16 protein-coding genes are annotated in these 18,735 nt (G+C 67.0%); 4 read left to right on the top strand and 12 right to left on the bottom strand.

The annotated features are described in order from the left end of the window. Window positions 1–22: 22 nt before the first annotated feature. The 5 genes from Q376_RS0112920 to Q376_RS0112900 all read right to left on the bottom strand — a co-directional run bounded on the left by Q376_RS0112920 (window position 23) and on the right by Q376_RS0112900 (window position 5,626). A complete protein-coding gene (locus Q376_RS0112920; RefSeq protein ID WP_027350652.1) occupies window positions 23–619 on the bottom strand; it encodes a hypothetical protein in 597 nt (198 codons plus the stop codon). 8 nt (window positions 620–627) lie between these two features. After that, window positions 628–2,163 (bottom strand): sensor histidine kinase, encoded by a 1,536-nt coding sequence (locus Q376_RS22625; RefSeq protein ID WP_052365240.1) that lies wholly within the window; start codon window positions 2,161–2,163, stop codon window positions 628–630. A 28-nt stretch (window positions 2,164–2,191) separates the two neighbouring features. Further along, complete coding sequence (argA, locus tag Q376_RS0112910; RefSeq protein ID WP_027350651.1) at window positions 2,192–3,505, bottom strand: amino-acid N-acetyltransferase; 1,314 nt, start codon at window positions 3,503–3,505, stop codon at window positions 2,192–2,194. Window positions 3,506–3,596: 91 nt separating this feature from the next. Then, window positions 3,597–4,859 (bottom strand): inorganic phosphate transporter, encoded by a 1,263-nt coding sequence (locus tag Q376_RS0112905; protein ID WP_027350650.1) that lies wholly within the window; start codon window positions 4,857–4,859, stop codon window positions 3,597–3,599. Window positions 4,860–4,945: 86 nt separating this feature from the next. Next, window positions 4,946–5,626: a TIGR00153 family protein gene (locus Q376_RS0112900; RefSeq protein ID WP_027350649.1), complete on the bottom strand. Its 681-nt coding sequence runs from the start codon at window positions 5,624–5,626 to the stop codon at window positions 4,946–4,948. Window positions 5,627–5,712: 86 nt separating this feature from the next. On the opposite strand from Q376_RS0112900, the gene Q376_RS0112895 reads away from it, so the two are divergent. Continuing rightward, on the top strand, window positions 5,713–6,618 hold the full coding sequence (locus Q376_RS0112895; protein ID WP_052365239.1) for a CYTH domain-containing protein: 906 nt from the start codon (window positions 5,713–5,715) through the stop codon (window positions 6,616–6,618). Window positions 6,619–6,630: 12 nt separating this feature from the next. Here Q376_RS0112895 and Q376_RS0112890 read toward each other — a convergent pair whose 3' ends face one another. Continuing rightward, window positions 6,631–7,251, bottom strand: coding sequence for an L-threonylcarbamoyladenylate synthase (locus Q376_RS0112890; protein ID WP_027350647.1), 621 nt, complete (start codon window positions 7,249–7,251; stop codon window positions 6,631–6,633). Continuing rightward, a complete protein-coding gene (locus Q376_RS22620) occupies window positions 7,248–8,213 on the bottom strand; it encodes a PHP domain-containing protein (RefSeq protein ID WP_052365236.1) in 966 nt (321 codons plus the stop codon). Before Q376_RS22620 ends, Q376_RS0112890 begins: the two co-directional genes overlap by 4 nt. Window positions 8,214–8,467: 254 nt before the next feature. On the opposite strand from Q376_RS22620, the gene Q376_RS0112880 reads away from it, so the two are divergent. The 3 genes from Q376_RS0112880 (at window position 8,468) to mnmC (ending at window position 11,684) form a co-directional block, all read left to right on the top strand. Then, on the top strand, window positions 8,468–9,046 hold the full coding sequence (locus Q376_RS0112880; protein ID WP_027350646.1) for a septation protein A: 579 nt from the start codon (window positions 8,468–8,470) through the stop codon (window positions 9,044–9,046). Next, window positions 9,046–9,345 (top strand): YciI family protein, encoded by a 300-nt coding sequence (locus Q376_RS0112875; RefSeq protein WP_027350645.1) that lies wholly within the window; start codon window positions 9,046–9,048, stop codon window positions 9,343–9,345. The genes Q376_RS0112880 and Q376_RS0112875 overlap by 1 nt, the downstream gene beginning before the upstream one ends. 326 nt (window positions 9,346–9,671) lie before the next feature. Then, window positions 9,672–11,684 carry a bifunctional tRNA (5-methylaminomethyl-2-thiouridine)(34)-methyltransferase MnmC2/FAD-dependent 5-carboxymethylaminomethyl-2-thiouridine(34) oxidoreductase MnmC1 gene (gene mnmC / locus Q376_RS0112870; RefSeq protein ID WP_027350644.1) on the top strand — a complete coding sequence of 671 codons (2,013 nt, stop codon included), beginning with the start codon at window positions 9,672–9,674 and terminating at the stop codon, window positions 11,682–11,684. 296 nt (window positions 11,685–11,980) lie between these two features. Here the strand turns inward: mnmC and Q376_RS0112865 are convergent, their stop codons facing one another. The 5 genes from Q376_RS0112865 to Q376_RS24060 all read right to left on the bottom strand — a co-directional run bounded on the left by Q376_RS0112865 (window position 11,981) and on the right by Q376_RS24060 (window position 18,709). Continuing rightward, the gene (locus Q376_RS0112865; RefSeq protein ID WP_027350643.1) at window positions 11,981–12,712 is read right to left on the bottom strand and encodes a response regulator; all 732 of its coding nucleotides are present in this window, start codon (window positions 12,710–12,712) and stop codon (window positions 11,981–11,983) included. 33 nt (window positions 12,713–12,745) lie between these two features. Then, window positions 12,746–14,446, bottom strand: a complete 1,701-nt coding sequence (locus tag Q376_RS0112860; protein ID WP_052365234.1) for an ATP-binding protein — start codon at window positions 14,444–14,446, stop codon at window positions 12,746–12,748. Further along, on the bottom strand, window positions 14,430–14,714 hold the full coding sequence (locus tag Q376_RS0112855) for a YheU family protein (protein WP_027350641.1): 285 nt from the start codon (window positions 14,712–14,714) through the stop codon (window positions 14,430–14,432). The genes Q376_RS0112860 and Q376_RS0112855 overlap by 17 nt, the downstream gene beginning before the upstream one ends. Next, window positions 14,711–16,726, bottom strand: a complete 2,016-nt coding sequence (gene ligA / locus Q376_RS0112850) for an NAD-dependent DNA ligase LigA (protein ID WP_245598950.1) — start codon at window positions 16,724–16,726, stop codon at window positions 14,711–14,713. Before ligA ends, Q376_RS0112855 begins: the two co-directional genes overlap by 4 nt. 201 nt (window positions 16,727–16,927) lie before the next feature. Further along, window positions 16,928–18,709: a cell division protein ZipA gene (locus Q376_RS24060; protein ID WP_027350639.1), complete on the bottom strand. Its 1,782-nt coding sequence runs from the start codon at window positions 18,707–18,709 to the stop codon at window positions 16,928–16,930. Window positions 18,710–18,735 lie beyond the last annotated feature (26 nt).

Genomic DNA, 18,735 nt, shown 5'->3' with positions numbered 1-18,735 from the left:
GATCGCTCGAACGGGCGCCGGTCTACTCGCCGTAGCGGCGATTCATCATCGCCTCGATGTTGGCCAGGGCATCGAGCTTGCGCCTGAGCTCGGCGTTCTCCTGCTCGAGCGCTGCGATGCGCGCCGCGGCCTGGTCCACTCCCGGGCCAGTGGCACTGGCGGCGGGCGAGGCCGGTGCCGGCGCGCGACCGCTGTCGGATGCATTGGCCGCCGCCAGGCGCTCGCCCAGGTCGTCCTGCCACAGCTGCAGCAGCGGGCGCAGCGACTGCGGCGCCTGCTCCAGCGCTTCGGCATAGAGCCTGCGCGCCTCGGTGAGCCGCGAGGGATCGCTCGACCAGGTGAAGGCGACTGCGCGCACCAGGCGGTCACGGCTGGTGGAGCTCGCCAGCCGCTGGGCGATCGTCGAGCGCCAGGCTTCGCTGGCTTCCTGCGACTGGTCGGCGAAGGCTATCCAGTGGTGCACCAGGCACTGGTCCTCGACCAGTGTCGGCACGCTCGACAGCGCGCAGTGGGAGAGATTGGACGGCCCCGAGAGCGTCTGACACCCGCCGAGCAGCAATCCGCCCCCAAGCAGGCCAGCCACGATCAACGGTGCGCGGAGGATACGGCGGAAGGACATGGGAGAATTCATCCCGAACTGTTGGTGGTCTGGGCGATGCCTTCATCGGCGGCGCGCGCGGCGGGTTCGATCGGCTGGGTATGCTGGCCCGCATCGGCCATCGGCAGGGTCAGGCGAAAGCAGACATCCTCCTCGGCGTCGTCGACCAGCACCAGGCTGCCGTGCTGGATGGCGGCGCTTTCCGCCGCGACCGAGAGGCCGATCCCCGACCCCTTGAGCGGTCCCTTGCGCCTTATCCGCCCCTGGTAGAAGGGCTCGAACAGGTGGTCGCGGTCCTGTTCGCTGATCCGCTCGCCGCTGTTGGCGACCTCGACGTAGAGCATGCGCTCGTCGTTCCAGGCGCGAACCCAGAGAGACCCATTGTCGGCCCCATAGGCGATCACGTTGGAGATCAGGTTGTCGATGATCCGACCGGTGCGGACCCTGTCCGCTTGCCAATATACCGGCTTGCGGGGGACATCGAGGCTCAGGCCTTTGCTTTCAAACGCGAGGCGGTGCTTGCCGATGACCTCGTGAATCAATGTTACTACGTCAAAACGTGTCACCGTAAGTGTACGATTGTGCTGTACCAGATTGTAATCGAGCAGCTGCTCGATCAGCGTCTGCAGTTCGGCGCTGCTGTCATCGATCAGCAGCACGATCTCGCGCTGGCGCTTGCCCAGCGAGCCGACTATGCCGTCCGCGAGCAGTCCCGTCCCTTCACGGATCGCCGCCAGCGGCGTCTTCAACTCGTGGGACATATGGCGCAGGAAGGTGCGCTTTTGCGCTTCGAGCTCGTCGAGCCGCTCGCCGAGCCAGTCGAGCCGGCGACCGAGGACGACCAGTTCAGCGGGCCCTTTAATCTCCTCGACGCTTTCACGCCGCTGACTGCCGAGCGAAAGGATCCGCCGCTCGAGCTGGCGGATCGGGCGGATGATCCTCCAGGTGAAGAACAAAATCGCCGCCAAGGTCAGCGCCAGGGTGACCGCGAGCTTGAGCCACAGGTCGGAATAGATCCTGCCCGCGCGCTCACGCATCGCCTCGAGGCGGGTATCGACGAGGTTGTTGGTGACGATGCCGAGCTCATCGACACCGGCGGCGAAGGCCGGGAAGCGAGCGAGCAGCGCCTGCTGCTGATCGCGCTCGAGTTCGGGAAAATCCCGCAGTTCAGCGAGCATGCCGCGCAGCGGGCTCTCGAGGCCGAGGCTTCCGAGCCGCTCCACTTGAAGATCGAACAGCTGTTCGAAGCGCGCCATACGGTCGCGATAGACGTCGAGCAGCTGGGACTCCTCGAGTACTTCGTACTGGCGCGCGGCGCGCTCCATTTCCGAGGTCAGGTTGATCAACGCCCTCGCCCGACGAGTATCGTCCACCGCCTGGCGGGCGCTCGAGTCGGCCAGCGCCGAGAGCTCCGAGATCGCCTGCCCCGCCTGATAGATCAGCACCATCACCGGCAGCATCGCCACCGCGAAGCCGAGCAGCACCAGGCGCAACAGCGAACGGCCGCGATGGCGCGGCGGAGTCGAAGACTGCTTGGCTGAATCGGCACTCTGGGCGACTTTCATCATCGACCTCCCTGTGGCCCCGAGGGGTTCAATCCAGGGCTTTGATCAGCACCTTGGAGTTTCGCGCCACGTTATAGACCACACGTCGCGTCTCGGGCAGCTCCTCCGGCGCGCCGAGGCGAAAACCGCGCTCGAGGAACCAGTGGCTGGTATGGGTAGTGAGCGCGAACAGCGCCTGGTAGCCGCGCCGGCGCGCCTCCTCCTCGACCGCGCGCAGCAGCAGGTCGCCTCGCTCGCCACCGCGATAGTCCTGGTGCACCACCGCGCAGGCGAGCTCGCCCATCCGCGCCTCGTCGAAGCGATGCAGCGCGATGCAGCCGATCACCATGCCGTCGCGGACGATCACCCGGTAGTCGTCGATCTGCTGTTCGAGCCGCTCGCGCGAGCGCGGGATCAGCACGCCCTTCTCCTCCAGCGGAAGCATCAATTCCAGCATTCCGCCGATGTCCTCGAGACGCGCCGGGCGCAGCTGTTCGTAGCGCTCATGCGTAATCATGGTGCCCACCCCATCACGGGTGAACAGCTCACCGAGCAGCGCATCGCGATCATGCCAGGAGAGCAGGTGAGTGCGGGCAACCCCTTGGCGCGCGGCGGCGCAGGCAGCGTCGAGCTGGCGGGCGAGCTCCGGCTGGGCGAGGCGGTCGAAGCTCACCGCCTCGGCCTCCTGCGGGGTCAGCTGGCGCTTGAGTTCACCTTGGGCATCGCTCAACCCATGGGCCTGGCCGAGCAGGATCAGCTTGTCGGCCCGGAGTTCCACCGCCACGCAGCGGGCGACGTCGGCGGCATCGAGATCGAACACCTCGCCGGTGCTGGAATGACCGAGCGGCGGCACGATCACCAGCGCGCGCTGGTCGAGCAGCCTGCGGATGGCGTCGGCGCGCACCCGGCGCACCTCGCCACTGCGTGAGAAATCGACCCCCTCGCGTACCCCCAGCGGCTTCGCCATCACCAGGTTGCCGCTCACCGCGGTGATCTCGAGCCCATGCATCGGGCTGTTCGGCAATCCCACCGAGAAGCGCGCCTCCAGCGCCAGCCGCAGCCGGTTGGCCTCGGCCTCGATCACCGTCATCGCATCGTCGTCGAGCACCTCTCGGCCCTGGAGCCGGCGCGGGTCGATACCCGCCTCGGCCAGCGCCGCATGGGCCTGGGCACGCACGCCGAACACCATCACCACGCGCACGCCGAGGGTATGCAGCAGGGCGAGATCCTGGATCAACGGCTCGCGGTGATCCTCTCGCAGCGCCTCGCCTTCGACCAGGACCACGAAGGTACGACCGCGATGGGCGTCGATGTACGGCGCGCTACCGCGAAACCACTCGGCGAACTTGAAGGTGTCGTCCACTGCGAACTCCATGGCGATTGGGAGGACCGAGCCAATGCACGATCATCGAGTAACAGCCACGCGGCGCGCAAGCAGCGCGCCGCGACGGCGCTCAGGTGAAAATGCCCTTGAAGGTGAAGAAGAACACGATGGACATCGCCGCGCCCGCCGGCAGGGTGATCAACCATGAGATCGCGATCGACCCGAGCACGCCGAGATTGAGCGCGGCCATGCCGCGGGCGAGCCCGACGCCGAGGATCGCGCCGATCAGCGTCTGGGTGGTCGAGAGCGGCAGCCCGCTGACCGAGCCGAGCACCACGGTGCCGGCGGTGGCCAGGGTCGCGGCGAAGCCGCGGCTGGGGGTGAGCTCGGTGATCCCCGAGCCGACCGTGGCGATCACCTTGTGGCCGTAGGTGACGAGGCCGAGCACGATCCCTACCCCGCCGAGCACCAGCACCCAGTCGGGCACCTCGGAGGTGGCGGCGATATCGCCGCCGGTGGCGACCATATCGATGATCGCGACCATCGGTCCCACCGCGTTGGAGACGTCGTTGGAGCCGTGGGCGAAGGCCATCGCGCAGGCGGTGAACATCATCAGCACGCCGAAGATCCGCTCGACGCTCGAGAAATCGAAGCGGTCCTCGGAGCTCTTGCGGAACACCATGCGATACAGCACCAGCTTGCCGATCAGCGCCACCAGCACGCCGAGCACCAGCGAAACCACGAGTCCGGAAAGCGCGTCCAGCGCAAGCACGCTCTTCAGCGCCTTGAACACCACCACCATCGCGATCATGAACCCGACCAGGAACATGTAGATCGGCACGTAGCGCTGCGCCGACTCGAGCGGGCGGTCGCGCTCGAGGATCAGGAACTGCACCGACCTGAACAACAAGAAGGCGCTCACCCCGGCGATCGCCGGAGCGCCGATCCAGCTCAGGAAGATACCGCTGAGCAGGCCCCAATTGACCGAATGGATCCCGACGCCGACCACGCCGAAGCCCATGATCGCGCCGACCAGCGTATGGGTGGTGGAGACCGGCCAGCCGCGGGTCGAGGCGATCACCAGCCAGATCCCGGTGGAGAGCAGCGCGCCGAGCATGCCGATCACGTAGAGGTCGGTGTCGCCATTGAGCAGCGCCGGATCGACGATGCCACTGCGGATGGTCTCGGTGACCTGTCCACCGGCAAGCCAGGCGCCGAGGAATTCGAAGATCACGGCGATCACGATCGCCTGGCGCAGGGTGATCGACTTGGAACCCACCGAGGTACCCATCGCGTTGGCGACATCGTTGGCGCCAACGCCCCAGGCGACGAACAGCCCCAGTACACAGGCGAGGATCACGAGGATCGAGCCGTATTCGGCAATCATGGTCATGAGCAAGAAGGTCTACGGGCGTACCGAGGCACGCGTGGAACGGAGCGCTTCGTGGCGAAGTGGCTGGAAGCGGCGAGAAGGGATGCTTAGCGCGCCATCAGGATCTGCAATCGACCACCGACACGCTCGGCGCAGTCGGAGAGCTTTCCGATGCTTTCGATGATCTGGTAGAAGAACATCACATCGACCGGCGGCAGCTCGGCTTCGAGCCCGAACAGCTGGCGTCGCAGCGCGATCTGCTGCTGGTCGGCCCGATGCTCGTAATCGTGCAGTTCGCGAAGGTGGCCGTCGAGCACGCTGGAAACGTTGCGCCCGAAGCCGGACTCGAGCAGCGAATCGAGCTCGGAGAGCGCCTTGCGCGCCTGGTGAACGGTAGCCACCGCGGTCTCGAGATACTCCTGCATGCCGACGACCATCGGTTCGGGCGTGACCATCTGGCGTCCGAACATGATCCCGGCGATATCGCGCACCTTGTTGGCGACCTTGTCCTGGACGCTGACCAGCTCGAGCAGATCGGAGCGCGATACCGGCAGGAACAGGGTATTCGGCAGGTTGAGGCGCACCTGGGTCTTGAGCTCGTCGGCTGCGTTCTCGAGCTCGCTGATCCGCTCGCGCAGCTTGGCGGCGGCGCTCCAGTCGCCAGCGAGGGTCGCGGCATAGAACGGCAGCAACAGGTCAGCGCAGGCGGAGGTCTGCTTGATGTGTTCGAGCAGCGCGGTGAAGGGCGAGCGGCCGAACAGAGAAGAGAAAGGGTTGGACGTGACCATTGGCGGCACTATCGATTGGGAATGGCGGCGCCAGTATATAAACTCGGCCCCTTCCACGTCACCGAAAATCACCCAGGAGCCCGAACATGGCAGGCAAGGACGACACCCGCGGCGCCGATGAGGAGATCGAGCTCAAGCTCGTTTTCGCCCCCGGCGGACGCGAGGCGCTGCTGTTGGATCCGCTGCTCGCCGCGCTCGTGCCGCGGCCGATGAGGCTCGGCAACCGCTACTACGACACCGCCGAGCGTGACCTGGAGCGAGCGCGGGTCGCCCTGCGACTGCGACAAGGCGAAGGCGACGCGGTGATCCAGACCCTGAAGAGCGCAGGCCAAGGCGAAGGAGGCCTGAGCCGGCGCGGCGAATGGCAGTGGCGGCTCGGCGAGATGCGCCTGGATCTAGACGTGCTCGAAGCGCTCGCAGGCCAGGTTCCCAGCCTCGCCGCGCTGGCCGATCGCGCGCTGCTCGAGCGGCTGCGCCCGGTATTCATCACCGACTTCGAGCGCATCGCCTTCGATATCGAGCACCACGGCGCGCTGATCGAACTGGCGCTGGATCATGGCACGATCGAGGTCGGCGAACAGCGAAGGTCGATCGACGAGTTGGAACTCGAGCTCAAACGAGGAACGCCCGACGCCCTCTGGCGCCTGGCCGGGCGGCTCGCCGAGCGGGTGGCGCTGCGTCCATCCAATGCCAGCAAGGCCAGCCGCGCCGCGGCGCTCGCCCATCCGCCGAGGGATGCCGGCGCACTGCCCGAGCACGCCCCGGCGCTGTTCGAAGCGGCGATCGACGCCCTCGACCGCGCCGCCGATGCCCAGGCACCGCAAGACGATCTCGCCTTCGCGATCAGCGCGCTGCGGCGGCTGGCGGATACCGCCACCGAGCATGCCGAACGCGCCAACCGCTTGGCCGAGCGCCTGCAGCGCCACGCAGGCGTCCTCGACCCCGCCGGCGGCCGCGATGCCCTGGCACTGGCCCGGGCGCTGGCCGCCTAGCGCGCCTCAGCCTCATTCGAACGGCGTGGGATCCCCTTTGCCCCGGCGCAGCACGACCGGCGGCAGCTCGCGCAGGTCGACCACCGTGGTCGGCTCCAGCGAACAGGCGCCACCGTCGATCACCAGGGCGAGCTGGTGACCGAAGCGCTCACGGATCTCCTCGGGATCGGTCATCGCCAGCTCCTCTCCCGGCGGAATCAGGGTCACGCTCATCAGCGGCATGCCCAACTCATCGATCAGCGCGCGGGCGATCGGATGCGACGGCACGCGTACGCCGATCGAGCGGCGCTTGGGATGAAGCAAGAGGCGCGGGACCTCGTTGGTGGCATTGAGGATGAAGGTGTAGGGGCCAGGAGTGTGGGCCTTGAGCAGGCGGAACACCGTGTTGTCGACCTTGGCGTAGGTGCCGATCTCGGACAAATCGGCGCAGACCAGGGTGAAGTTGTGCTTGTCATCGAGCTCGCGCAGCCGCTTGATGCTCTCCACCGCACGCTTCTCGCCCAGCGAGCAGCCGAGCGCATAGCCCGAATCGGTGGGATAGGCGATCACCCCGCCTTGGCGAATGACGTCCACCGCCTGGCTGATCAGCCGCTTCTGCGGCGTCTCCGGGTGAATCTGGAGGAACTGGTTCATGCACTCGTCTCCTGGATTGAGCCTCGCGGGCGCCGCTCGTCGAACCATTCGACCAGCCGCGGGTGGCGCCAGACCGGCACCACCGCGCTGCTCGGCGGCGGGCTGTAGCGCCCCGGGACCAAAGGCCCGCCCGGTGCGTGGAAGTCGCTGCCGAGCGATGCATACATGCTCCGCTCGCCGAGCAGCCGCGCAAGGTCGCGCCCGCGGTCGGGATTCTGATAGCCGCTGACCAGCTCGGCGGCCTCGCCCCCCGCCGCGCCAAAGGCGTCGAGCAGCAGACCAAGGCGACGGCGGGTCAGCCCATAGCGTAGCGGATGCGCGAGCACGGCGACGCCTGCGGCCTGGCGAATCCACCCCACCACCTGCTCGAGCTCCGGCCACAGCGTCTTGATGTCGCCAATTTTACCGGCGCCGAGGAAGCGCTTGAACGCCTGGGCCTGGTCGGCGACCAGCCCGGCTTCGACCATCGCACGGGCGAAATGCGGGCGCCCCACCGCCGCGCGGCCGCCGGCATGGCGCTGGGCCCGCGCCAAAGCGTCTTCGAGGCCGAGCTTCTCGAGCTTGGCGGCGATGCGCTCGGCGCGCTCGCAGCGCGCGCGCTCGAGCAGCCGGAGCGCCTCGGCCATCGGCGAGCCCTCGGCGAGCGCCTGCGCTTCACCGCCCGGCAGCAGGGCGACCACGTGGATACCGACGCCGGACCACTGGGTCGAGAGCTCCACCCCGCAAAGCAGCGCGATGCCGTGGGCTTCGGCTGCTTGTCGCGCCTCGGCAACGCCGTCGAGGGTGTCGTGATCGGTGAGCGCGACCCAGCCCACCGCCTTGTCGGCGCAGAGCTTCATCAGTTGGGCAGGTGCAAGCGCCCCATCGGAGGCGATGGAGTGCATGTGCAGATCGATGCCGCTGAGTTCGGGCTGGAAACGTTCCGGCAGCGCCGCGAGGGGTAACGACTGGGTAGGGGTCATCTGCGATCGATTGGAAAGGGAACACCCGCCAACGGCAGGCACCCAAGTCTTGGCGCCGCACCTGATCCGCCTCTCGGGCCCGGCGATCAAAAGCCAGGCGAGCGAGTTCGACGGGAGTTTTGCCCGATACGGGTCCGAAGGTGCGGCTCGAAAGGGTATAGTGACGGTCCGATCGATGCGCGGTCAAACCGCTTCGCAAACAACGACACCCGCACGGCAGCCGAGCGCCCCGTGCCCGTGGAGAAATGCACGCAATGAAAATGCTGGTCGATTTCCTGCCGATCCTGGTGTTCTTCGTGGTCTACCACCTGACCAAGGATCTGGTCCTCGCCACGGCGGTACTGATCCCCGCAACGCTTTTGCAAGTGCTCTACACCTGGTGGCGCCACCGCAAGGTCGAGAAGATGCACCTGGTGACGCTGGCGCTGGTCGTGGTGCTGGGCGGTGCCACCGTGATGCTCCAGGCCGGCGAGTTCATCAAGTGGAAGCCTACGGTGGTCAACTGGCTGTTCGCCGTGGCCTTCCTGCTCTCGCCGCTGTGGGGCCGGGGCAACGGCGCCGGCAAGACCCTGGTCCAGCGAATGATGGAGAAGAGCGTGAGCCTGCCGGCCCAGGTCTGGTCGCGGCTCAATCTCGCTTGGGTCGGCTTCTTCGTCGCCCTCGGCGCGCTGAATGTGTTCGTCTTCACCTATTACAGCGAGGAGACCTGGGTCAACTTCAAGCTCTTCGGCATGCTTGGCCTGACCTTCTTGTTCGTCATCGGCCAAGGCCTCTACATGGCACGCCATGCCGCGCATGGCGATGATCACCCACCGACGAAAGGAAACCCGTGATGCTCTACGCGATCATCAGTCAGGACGTCGAGGAAAGCCTCGAGAAACGCCGCGCCGCTCGCCCCGCCCACCTCGCCCGGCTCGAGCAGCTGCGCGATGAAGGCCGCCTGGTCCTCGCAGGTCCCCACCCCGCGGTCGACAGCCCCGACCCCGGCGCCGCCGGCTTCACCGGTAGCCTGGTGGTCGCCGAGTTCGCATCATTGGCGCAGGCACAGCAGTGGGCGGCCGAGGATCCCTACATGGATGCCGGTGTCTACGCCCGGGTGACGGTGAAGCCGTTCAACCGCACCCTGCCCTGAAGCCCTGCCTTGCTCCCGCCTGGAGCGAGGCAGGCCGTGAACGAGCGCCGCCATCGCGGTGCTTTTTTTATCCACGTGTCAGTGCGAGTTAATGCACAGCTTCTGTGGATAACCTTGTGAAACCCGACCGGGATAACCTTCGCCGCCTCATAGCGCACGGCGCGGCGAAAAAACTGTCCATTTTTTGAGCACTTAGACTCGGACCCTGATCGCAGGCCCGATCATGCAGAAGATATCCCGCGCAGCGCCGGCACACGCCGCCTTCAAATCGATCGGCCGGGCATCGCATAATGGCGCCCCTTCGCGCCCGCCAAGAATGCCTCGACATGTCTACGCACCACACCGCTCCAATCGCCCCCCTTACCGGACTCGAGCAAGCCCGGCTGCGCTGGCGCAACGACGCCCCCGAAGCGCTCGAGTTCGACGACGTCTACTTCTCTCGCGAGGATGGCCGGCGCGAGACCGAGCACGTGTTCATCGACAACAACCTGCTGCCCCAGCGTTTCGCCGCCTGGGACCAGTTCCGTCCGTTCGTGATCGCGGAGACCGGCTTCGGCTCGGGCCTCAACCTGCTGTGCGCCTGGGCCGCGTTCGAGCGCCACGCACCGGCCTCGGCGCGGCTGCACTTCGTCTCGGTGGAGCGCTACCCCTTCTCGGCTGCGGATCTCGCTCGCGCGCTCGGCGCCTGGCCGGAGTTCGCCGACAAGGCGAGACGATTGATCGAGCAGTGGCCCCAAGCGCTGCTCGGCGTCCACCGCCTCGAACTCGACGAGCGTTGCACCCTCGATCTTCATTTCGGCGAAGCAGAAGAGCGGCTGGGCCAGCTCGATGGCCGGGTCGATGCCTGGTTCCTCGATGGATTCGCCCCGTCGAAGAACCCGCGAATGTGGAGCGAGGCGCTGTTCGCCGCGATCTCACGGCTCAGCCATCCCGGCGCCAGCTTCGCGACCTTCACCTGCGCGGGCGTGGTCAAGCGCGGACTGGCCGGCGTCGGGTTCAGCTGCGAGAAGGTGCCGGGTTTCGGGCGCAAGCGCGAAATGCTGCGCGGGCGGCTGGTCGCAGCACTCCCCGACCGGCGCCGCGTGGCGACGCCCTGGTACGCAGCGCCAAGCGAGCCCGCGCGGGCCGCGCAGCGCATCGCGGTGGTCGGCGCCGGTATCGCCGGTGCCAGCGTCGCCCATTCGCTGGCCCGCCGCGGCCATCGGGTCAGCCTGATCGACCCACTCGGGGTCGCGCACGCCGCCTCGGGCAATCGCCAGGCAGCGCTCTACGTCAAGCTGGCGGTGGCGACCAACCTGCAAAGCCGGTTCTATCTCGCCGCCCTCCTCCACCTGCATCGGCTGCTGGCGCGGCTCGACCCCGCGCGCTCGGCTTGGTCCGACTGCGGTACGCTCGATCTGGCGCTGACGCCCAAGGCGGCCGAGCGCCAGCGACGCTTCCTCGATACCCATTCACTGCCCACCACCGTGGTAGAAGGCGTCGATGCCGCCCGCGCCGGGCAGCTCGCCAACACCGATCTCAGCCATGCATTGCATGCGCTTTACTATCCGCAGGGAGGCTGGCTCGACCCGCACGCTCTGTGCCAGCGGCTGACCAGCCATCCACAGATCACCCTAAGCCTGCGCGAAGTGACAGCGCTGAGCCGAATCGACCACGGCTGGCGCCTTGCCCTCGATGACCAGGCCACGCTGGAAGTCGATCAGGTAGTCATTTGCTGCGCCCGCAATGCCAAGCGCTTCGCCCAGCTCGCGCACCTGCCGCTCACTCCGGTGCGGGGCCAGGTCAGCGAGCTCGAGGTAGGGGAACATGCGCCAAGGCTCGGCTGCGTGGTCTGCGCCGGCGGCTATGCGCCGCCAGCGTATCGGGGAGTGCAGCTGTTCGGTGCCAGCTTCAAGGTCGGTGATACCGAGCTCGCCCCGCGTGAAGAGGAGACCCGCAGCAATCTGCTCGAATTCTCCCGCGCGCTGCCCGCGCTGGTCGCCTCGCTCGAGGCGCAGGGAGTCGAGCCGCTCAGCGCCGGCGCCCGGGTCGGTATTCGCACCGCGAGCCCGGACAAGTCTCCGTTCGTCGGGGCGGCACCGGCGCTCGAGCAGTGGCTCGGCGCCTATGCCGCGCTGGGCAAGGACGCACGGCGCGTGCCCGGCGTGGAAGGAAGACGCCACCCGGGCCTCTGGGTCAGCACCGCCCACGGCTCGCGCGGTATGGTCAGCGCCCCGCTCGCCGCCGAGCTGATCGCCTCCAGGATCAGCGGCGAACCCGCGCCGATGGAGCTCGCCCTGGCCGATCACCTCGACCCGGGGCGGCGGATCATCGCCGGGCTGATCCGCTCCCAGGGCTAGCTCGACGGAGCCTCGCCTGACTAAAACCCGCAGCGACGGATATCGGTTCGAGGCGATGTGAAGGAATCTAGGACGAAAAAAAAGCAGGCCCAGGGGGCCTTACGCACATACACCTTGAAGCACTCGATCAACAGGGTTCACCTGGAAGACTCTCTCGCAGCCTTCGATCCAATGCCCAATCGGGCTAACCGATTGGATGAATGGAATTATAGTTCGCTCATTAAGAATTAATACAGGATATTCGGAATCTCAGTGTTTCCATTTGGACACCAATACGTCGGCGTCGAGCGGCGGGCTCAACGCCCGGCGCAGCGCTCCAAGAGCCTGCGATCGAGCGACTGGTAGGTGAACGAAGGCCGGCCGATCTGGCCATAGGCGAAAGATTCGCTGATCGCCTGCAGTTCGATCAGATACTTGAGGTACTTGCGCACCGAGACCCGGGACATCCCGGTTCCTTCGGCGAGCGCTTCGGTGGTGAAGGGAGCATCGGCGAACTGCAGTACCGCTTCCGCGACCTGGGCCAGGCTGTGGCTGGTCAATCCCTTGGGCAGGTCGCCGTGGCGCCCGCTGCCGCTGGGCTGGAGACGAAACAGGCCGTCGAGGGTGCGTTGATCGACCTGGTCATCGACCCGCGCCAGCACCGCGCGCTGTCGGATGCAATCGCTCAGCGCCTGGCGAAAACGCTCGAACTCGAACGGCTTGACCAGATAGTCGCTCACCCGCAGGCGCCGTGCGCTGCGTACCGCTTCGGCCTCGGAGGCGGCGGTGATCAGGATCACATCGACGTCGCGCTGGCGCTGGCCGAGCCAGCGGGCCAGGGTCAGGCCGCTCTGGCCGCCGAGGTAGACGTCGAGCAGCACGATATCTATCTCTTCGTTCTCCTCGAGCAGTCGCTGGGCACTGGCGACATCGACTGCCTGGGCGGCGAGCGCCGCCCCTTCGATACGGGCGAGATACTCGACATTGAGCTTCATCACCATGGGATCGTCCTCGACGATCATCACTTGCGCGGGCTGGCTGGCAAACATCGAAAGCTCCAGGCTGATAGCGCTCAAAAGGCACTAGGGCGCGCTGACGTCCCTAGTCGCAGCGTAGGGATAGGTGACTTCTATCAGGGTCCCGCGTTCGGGCTCGGAGTAGAGCGAGAGCGTGCCTTCGGCGAGTTCGACGTACTCACGCACCAGGTAGAGCCCCACGCCGCGCCCCTCACCCTTGCTGGAGAAGCCGTGATCGAAGATCCGCTCGCGCAGGGCCGGCGCAATACCGGGTCCGTTGTCCTGCACGTGCAGCGAAAGCGACTGGGTGACCTCATCGTATTCGAGCAACAGTAGCACTTCGGGTTGGGAACGCTGCGCCACTGCCTCGAGGGCATTTTCGACCAGATTACCGATGATGGTCACCAGCGAATGGGCCTGGTCGTGCTCGAGCGCGGGGGGAATCTCGTTCTCCACGCTGATGTTCAGGGCCACGCCTCGCTCGGTCGCCTCGCTGCGCTTGCCGAGCAAAAAGGCAGCGAGGATCGGTTCGCGCAGGCGTTCAAAGGTAGCGCCGGGGGTGATCGCGCCATGCTCGATCAGCTCGCGTAGATAAAGGCGCAGCCGGGAGATGTCGCCAAGCTGGACCAGGCCCTGGATCACGTGGAGACGGTTCTTGAACTCGTGGGTATTGGCACGCAGCGCTTCGGCGTAGCGGCGCACGCCGGTGAGCTCCTCGGCATGACGCTGCACTTCGCCACGCTCGCGGAAGGTCATGATCGCCCCGATCACCCGCCCCTTGAGCCGAATCGGCCGGTAGCTGGCGATGAACACGCCGTCACCGCAGCGCACGCCGAGATCGACCACCTCCTCGCCCTGGGCCAGCACGCGCTGGGCGACCTCGGTGCCGAACAAAGGGGTCGCACTGTGCCCGGGTTCCATCGCAAGGAGGCCTGCGTCGAGCAGCATCCGCCGCCCCGAAGGGTTGATCAAGACGACCCGGCTGGCATCGTCGGTGGCGATCACGCCTTCGCGCAGCGAATCGAGCATCGCGTGGCGTTCGTTGACCAGCCGTGCGATCTGCTCGGGCTCCATCCCCATCAGCCGCCGCCGGATCGACCAGGCCAAGGTGAACGCGCCAAGCGAGCCGAGCGCTACGATGAACGCCAGGCCGAACAGCACCGTACTGCGGCTGGCGCTGTCGAGCAGCGCAATGCGGCTGAGCGTGATCCCGACCGCGACCGCACCGAGCTGCACGCCATCGCTGTCGCGCACCGGGGCATAGCCACGTATCGCCTCGCCGATGCTGCCCGCCGCGCGCGAGACATAGTGCTCGCCGCGCAGCGCAGGCCCTTCGTCACCGCCATCGTAGCGCCCACCGATCCGTGAAGGATCGGGATGCGAAAGGCGCAGCCCCTGGAGATCCATCACCACGATGTAGTCGACGCCGAGCCGCTCGCGCCAGCGCTGGATCTGGGTGGCGAACGCGGCGCGCTCGGGACTTCCGGGAGAGGCTTCGAGCGCCCCGCGGGAGGATTCACGATCGGCGATCAGCTCAGCGAGGTTGAGCAGCCGGTGCTCCTGGAGGATACGGGCGCTGACCTCCATCTGCCGATCGAACAGCACATAGGCGAGCCCCAGGGCGGCGGCGATCATGCTCAGCACCAGCAGCCAGACCTGCAGCGCCAGAGAGATGCGCGGGCGCCGCCTCGGCGCCACCAGCACCCCGCCGCGCCCGCTGCGACTCAGCCTGGTGGCGCGTCTTTCCCGTTCAGCCTGGCTGGTCATCGTCCAGCTCGTCGAAGCGGCGGATGAAACGCCTACGCTGCTCGGGGGTCATCACTTCGGTGGTCTCGGTGAGCAGATCGTGGATGATCAAAAGCTCTCCCCTCGACAGCTGCGCTTCCAGCTCGTCGACCCATCCGCGCTCGCCCTCGCCGGTGTCCGCGCTGTCGTAACCCTGGCGCGTGGCGAACTCGCCGAGCAGCGCGCGACGCAGCTCTTCCGGCAGCATCGTCGCCGGTACGGTGATGAAGCGATCCTCGAAGCCGTTCATGCGTCACCCCCTGCGCCGCTTTCGAACTCGACCAGACGAGCGAGGAAGGCCTGCTCATCGATCACCTCGACGCCGAGCTCCTCGGCCTTGGCGAGCTTGCTACCCGCGCCGGGTCCGGCGACCACGCAGCGGGTCTTCTTCGATACGCTGCCGCTGACCTTGGCGCCCAGCTCGATCAGCCGGTCGCGCGCCTGGTCACGGCTCATCTCCTCGAGCGACCCGGTGAGTACCCAGGTCTGGCCTTCGAGCGGACGAGGACGCGCCTCGATCTCGACCTCCTCCCACGTCACTCCGGCGGAGATCAAGGCATCGATGGTCTCGCGGTTATGGGCCTGGGCGAAGAAGGTCTCCACGTGCTCGGCGACCACCGGGCCAACGTCCGGCGCCAGCACCAGCGTCTCGGCGTCCGCCGCCATCAGCGCCTTGAGCGTGCCGAAATGGCGAGCCAGGGTCGCGGCGGTGGTTTCGCCGACCTCGCGGATCCCGAGCGCATAGATGAAACGGGCAAGGGTGGTGTGCCGGGCGCGCTCGAGCGCCTGGATAAGATTGGCGGCGGACTTCTCGGCCATGCGGGGCAGCTCGGCGAGGGTCGGGGCTTCGAGCCTGAACAGGTCCGCCGGGGTCTCGACCAGGCCGCGCTCGACCAGCTGGTCGATCAGCTTCTCGCCGAGACCATCGATATCCATCGCCCTACGGCTGGCGAAATGCTTCAACGCCTCCTTGCGCTGGGCGGGACAGAACAGCCCACCGGAGCAGCGCGCGGCGACCTCGCCTTCGAGTCTCTCGACCTCGGCACCGCATATCGGGCAGTGCTCAGGCATCAGGATCTCTTCGGTCCGCGCCGGGCGCCGATCGATCACTACTTGGACGACCTGGGGAATCACATCGCCCGCTCGGCGAACGATCACATAGTCGCCGACCCGCACGCCGAGACGCTCGACCTCGTCCATGTTGTGCAGCGTCGCATTGGAGACGGTGACCCCGGCGACCTGCACCGGCTCGAGCTTGGCCACCGGCGTGAGCGTGCCGACCCGCCCGACCTGGAACTCCACCGCCTTGAGCTGGGTGATTTGCTCCTGGGCGGGATACTTGAAAGCGATCGCCCAGCGCGGCGCGCGGGAGACGAAACCAAGCTCGCGCTGGTCGCGCAGCGAATCGATCTTGAGCACTGCGCCGTCGATGTCGTAGTCGAGCCGCTCGCGCCGCTCACCGAGGCCTCGGCAGAATGCGACGATGCCCTCGGCCCCCTCGACCACGGCGAGCTCGGGGCTGGTGCGAAAACCCCACTCGCGCAGCCGCGCCATCATCTGCGAGTGGGTCTCCTCCCATTCGACCCCCTCGAGCTGGGCGACCTGATAGGCGCAGAACTCAAGCGGCCGCGCCGCGGCGATCTGGGGATCGAGCTGGCGCAGGCTGCCGGCGGCGGCGTTGCGCGGATTGGCGAATACCTTGCCGCCCTCTTCGCGTGCGCTTTCGTTGAACCGCTCGAAGCCCGAGCGGCTCATGTAGACCTCGCCGCGCACCTCGAGCAGCGATGGATGGTCGCTTCCGCGCAGGCGCAATGGAATCGAGCGCAGCGTGCGCAGGTTGCTGGTGATCCCCTCGCCGACCCGCCCATCGCCTCGGGTCGCGCCCTGGACCAGCCGGCCATCGCGATAGACCAGTGAGACAGCGAGGCCATCGAGCTTGGGCTCGCAGCAGAAGGACAATCCCTCGGCATCGCGCTCGAGGCGCTCGGCGGCACGCTTGACGAAGGCGCGCAGCTCATCGTCGTCGAAAGCGTTGTCCAACGAGAGCATCGGTACGCTGTGCTCGACCGGGGGGAAGCCTTCGGCGATCTTGGCGCCGACCCGCTGGGTCGGTGAATCGGCGCTGGCGCATTCGGGATGCTCCCGCTCGAGGGTTTGCAGCCGGCGCATCATCCGGTCGTACTCGACATCGGGAATCGCGGCTTGGTTCTCTACGTAGTAACGGTGGTTGGCGTCTTCGATCTGTTGGCGAAGCGCATTCACTTCAGCCACCACCTCGGAGGAAGTCTCGGCACGGCTCACAGGGTTACCCAGTCAGGCAGGAGGACGATCGGCGCTCGAAGGCGCCTCGGTCTGGTCACCCAGATTCTAGCAGTTGGAGGCAAGCCCGAGACACTTGGCGCGACCGAAGCGAAACGGCGCAGCCCCATTCGAGGGGCTGCGCCGTTGGTAGGGCGTGCGTGATCAGCGCGACTGGCGATAGAGCCGCATCCGCCGTTCGAACTCGTGCACCCGCTGGCGGGTGAACTCGACCGTCTGGGCGGTCATCACGCTCTGCTGCTCGTCGCGCAGCTCGCCGTGGAGATTCCTGACCAGCACCTTGGCGGTCTCGAACATCGCAGCGAAGGCACCGCTCGAATCGTCGGCGGAGGGCAGCGGCATCAGGAAGGTCACCCCGCGGGTGGAGAACGTCTCCATCTCCTCGATCGGAAAGCTCCCGGGCTTGAGCGCATTGACCACCGAGAACTGCAGCGGACTCTGCTCGGACTCGGTCTCGAAGCGGTGGAAGAGCCCGCCCTCCGGGCCGTAGCGCAACCCGCAGGCGAGCAGCAGTTGGAGCAGATCGATACCGTGGAAGCGCTCGCCATCGCGCGCGACCACATTGATCACCAGCACCTCCTCGGCATCGCCGAGCACGTGCAGCGCGTCACTGCCCGCCACCCGGTGACGCAGTGCGCGCTCGATCACCGGATGCAGCTCCGGCGCAGGCGCACGCCCCCGTTCGGCTCGGTCGTAATCGCGCGGCTCGCCGGCGAAACGGCGATCATCGTCCCGCTGGGACTCAGCGGAACGGCCGCCGCGGTATGCATCGTCCTGACCAGCGTCCTGGTACTCGTCCTGATCACGGCCCCGGCGATACTCTCGCCGGTCTCGATCATCGCGCGGTTCGAACTCCGGCTCGAAGCCCGCATCACCGGCGCGCTGGTACTCCTCTTCGGCACGGCGGCGCGGGGCGAACAGCGGATCGTCGTCATCGTCGAACTCCTGCCCGGCGCCGAAGCGATCCAGGTCAGGCAATCCGCGGCCATCCTCGCCACGCGCAGGCGCGGCGTGCGCCTGCTGCTGCGCGAGGCGCTCGCGCTCTTCGCGCTCCTGCGCCTCGCGCTTCTTGCGCTCCTCCTCGCGCCTCAGCCGCAGCTCCTCGGCCTGGCGCTCCTTCTCTTCCCTGCGTCGAGCCTTCTCCTCGGCGCGCCGGGCGCGCTCCTCGAGCCGGCGAACCCGCGCCTCCTCGCGCTTGATCGCGCGCTGCTCGCGACGCTCGGCCGCGGCTTCCTGCAGCCGCGCGACGCCGTCCATCGGACGACGGAAGAGTATCTCGGAAAGCCCTTCATAGCGGGGATCATCGACGTGCTCGTCTTCGCCTTCGAAGCGCTGGAAGCCTTCGCGCGCGCTTGTCTCGCGCTGTTCCTCGCGCTCGGCGCCATGGTGCTCAGGCCGATGCTCTTCGTCCTCGAACTCGCGCTCCTCCCACTCGAGCGCTTCGCGCTGCTCGGGGGGCGTTGCGGCCTCTACCCGCGACGCCTCCTGCGCGCTGGTCTCGAATCGCTCGCCAACCTCTTCTTCGCCATGTTCGGGCGGGCGGTAATCGGCCATCGCCAGCGGTGAGGCGGAGGTGCTCAGATAGGCCTCCTCCTCACCCTCCGCCAGCGCGAGCTTGGGTTCGTGGCGCGATGCCTCGACCGCGCGCTCGGTACGCGCGAACGGCAGCTTGGTCTTCATCCCGCGGCGCTCGAACAGCGACACATTGGATTCGGGGGGCGCCACCCGCGCCGACTCGACCACCCGCGCGCCGCCGTTGGGCAGCTCCCAATCGAGCGCCTTGCCGCGTTTTTCCGGTTCGTTCGTATCCCCCCCCTCATCGAGCCGGGGGATCTGCTTCTGCCTGCGATAGCGACGCGCCCCATCGATCACGATGACGACGACCAGCACCAATCCCAGAATGATGAGCCACTCGCGTAATTCCATGGAGTCTCGACCTGTTCAATGGATCG

Origin of the sequence: Halotalea alkalilenta DSM 17697, assembly GCF_000621205.1 — a bacterium.
Classification (GTDB): domain Bacteria; phylum Pseudomonadota; class Gammaproteobacteria; order Pseudomonadales; family Halomonadaceae; genus Halotalea; species Halotalea alkalilenta.
Note: the sequence above shows the minus strand (reverse complement) of the source record. Positions and strands in the feature narration are given on the sequence as shown.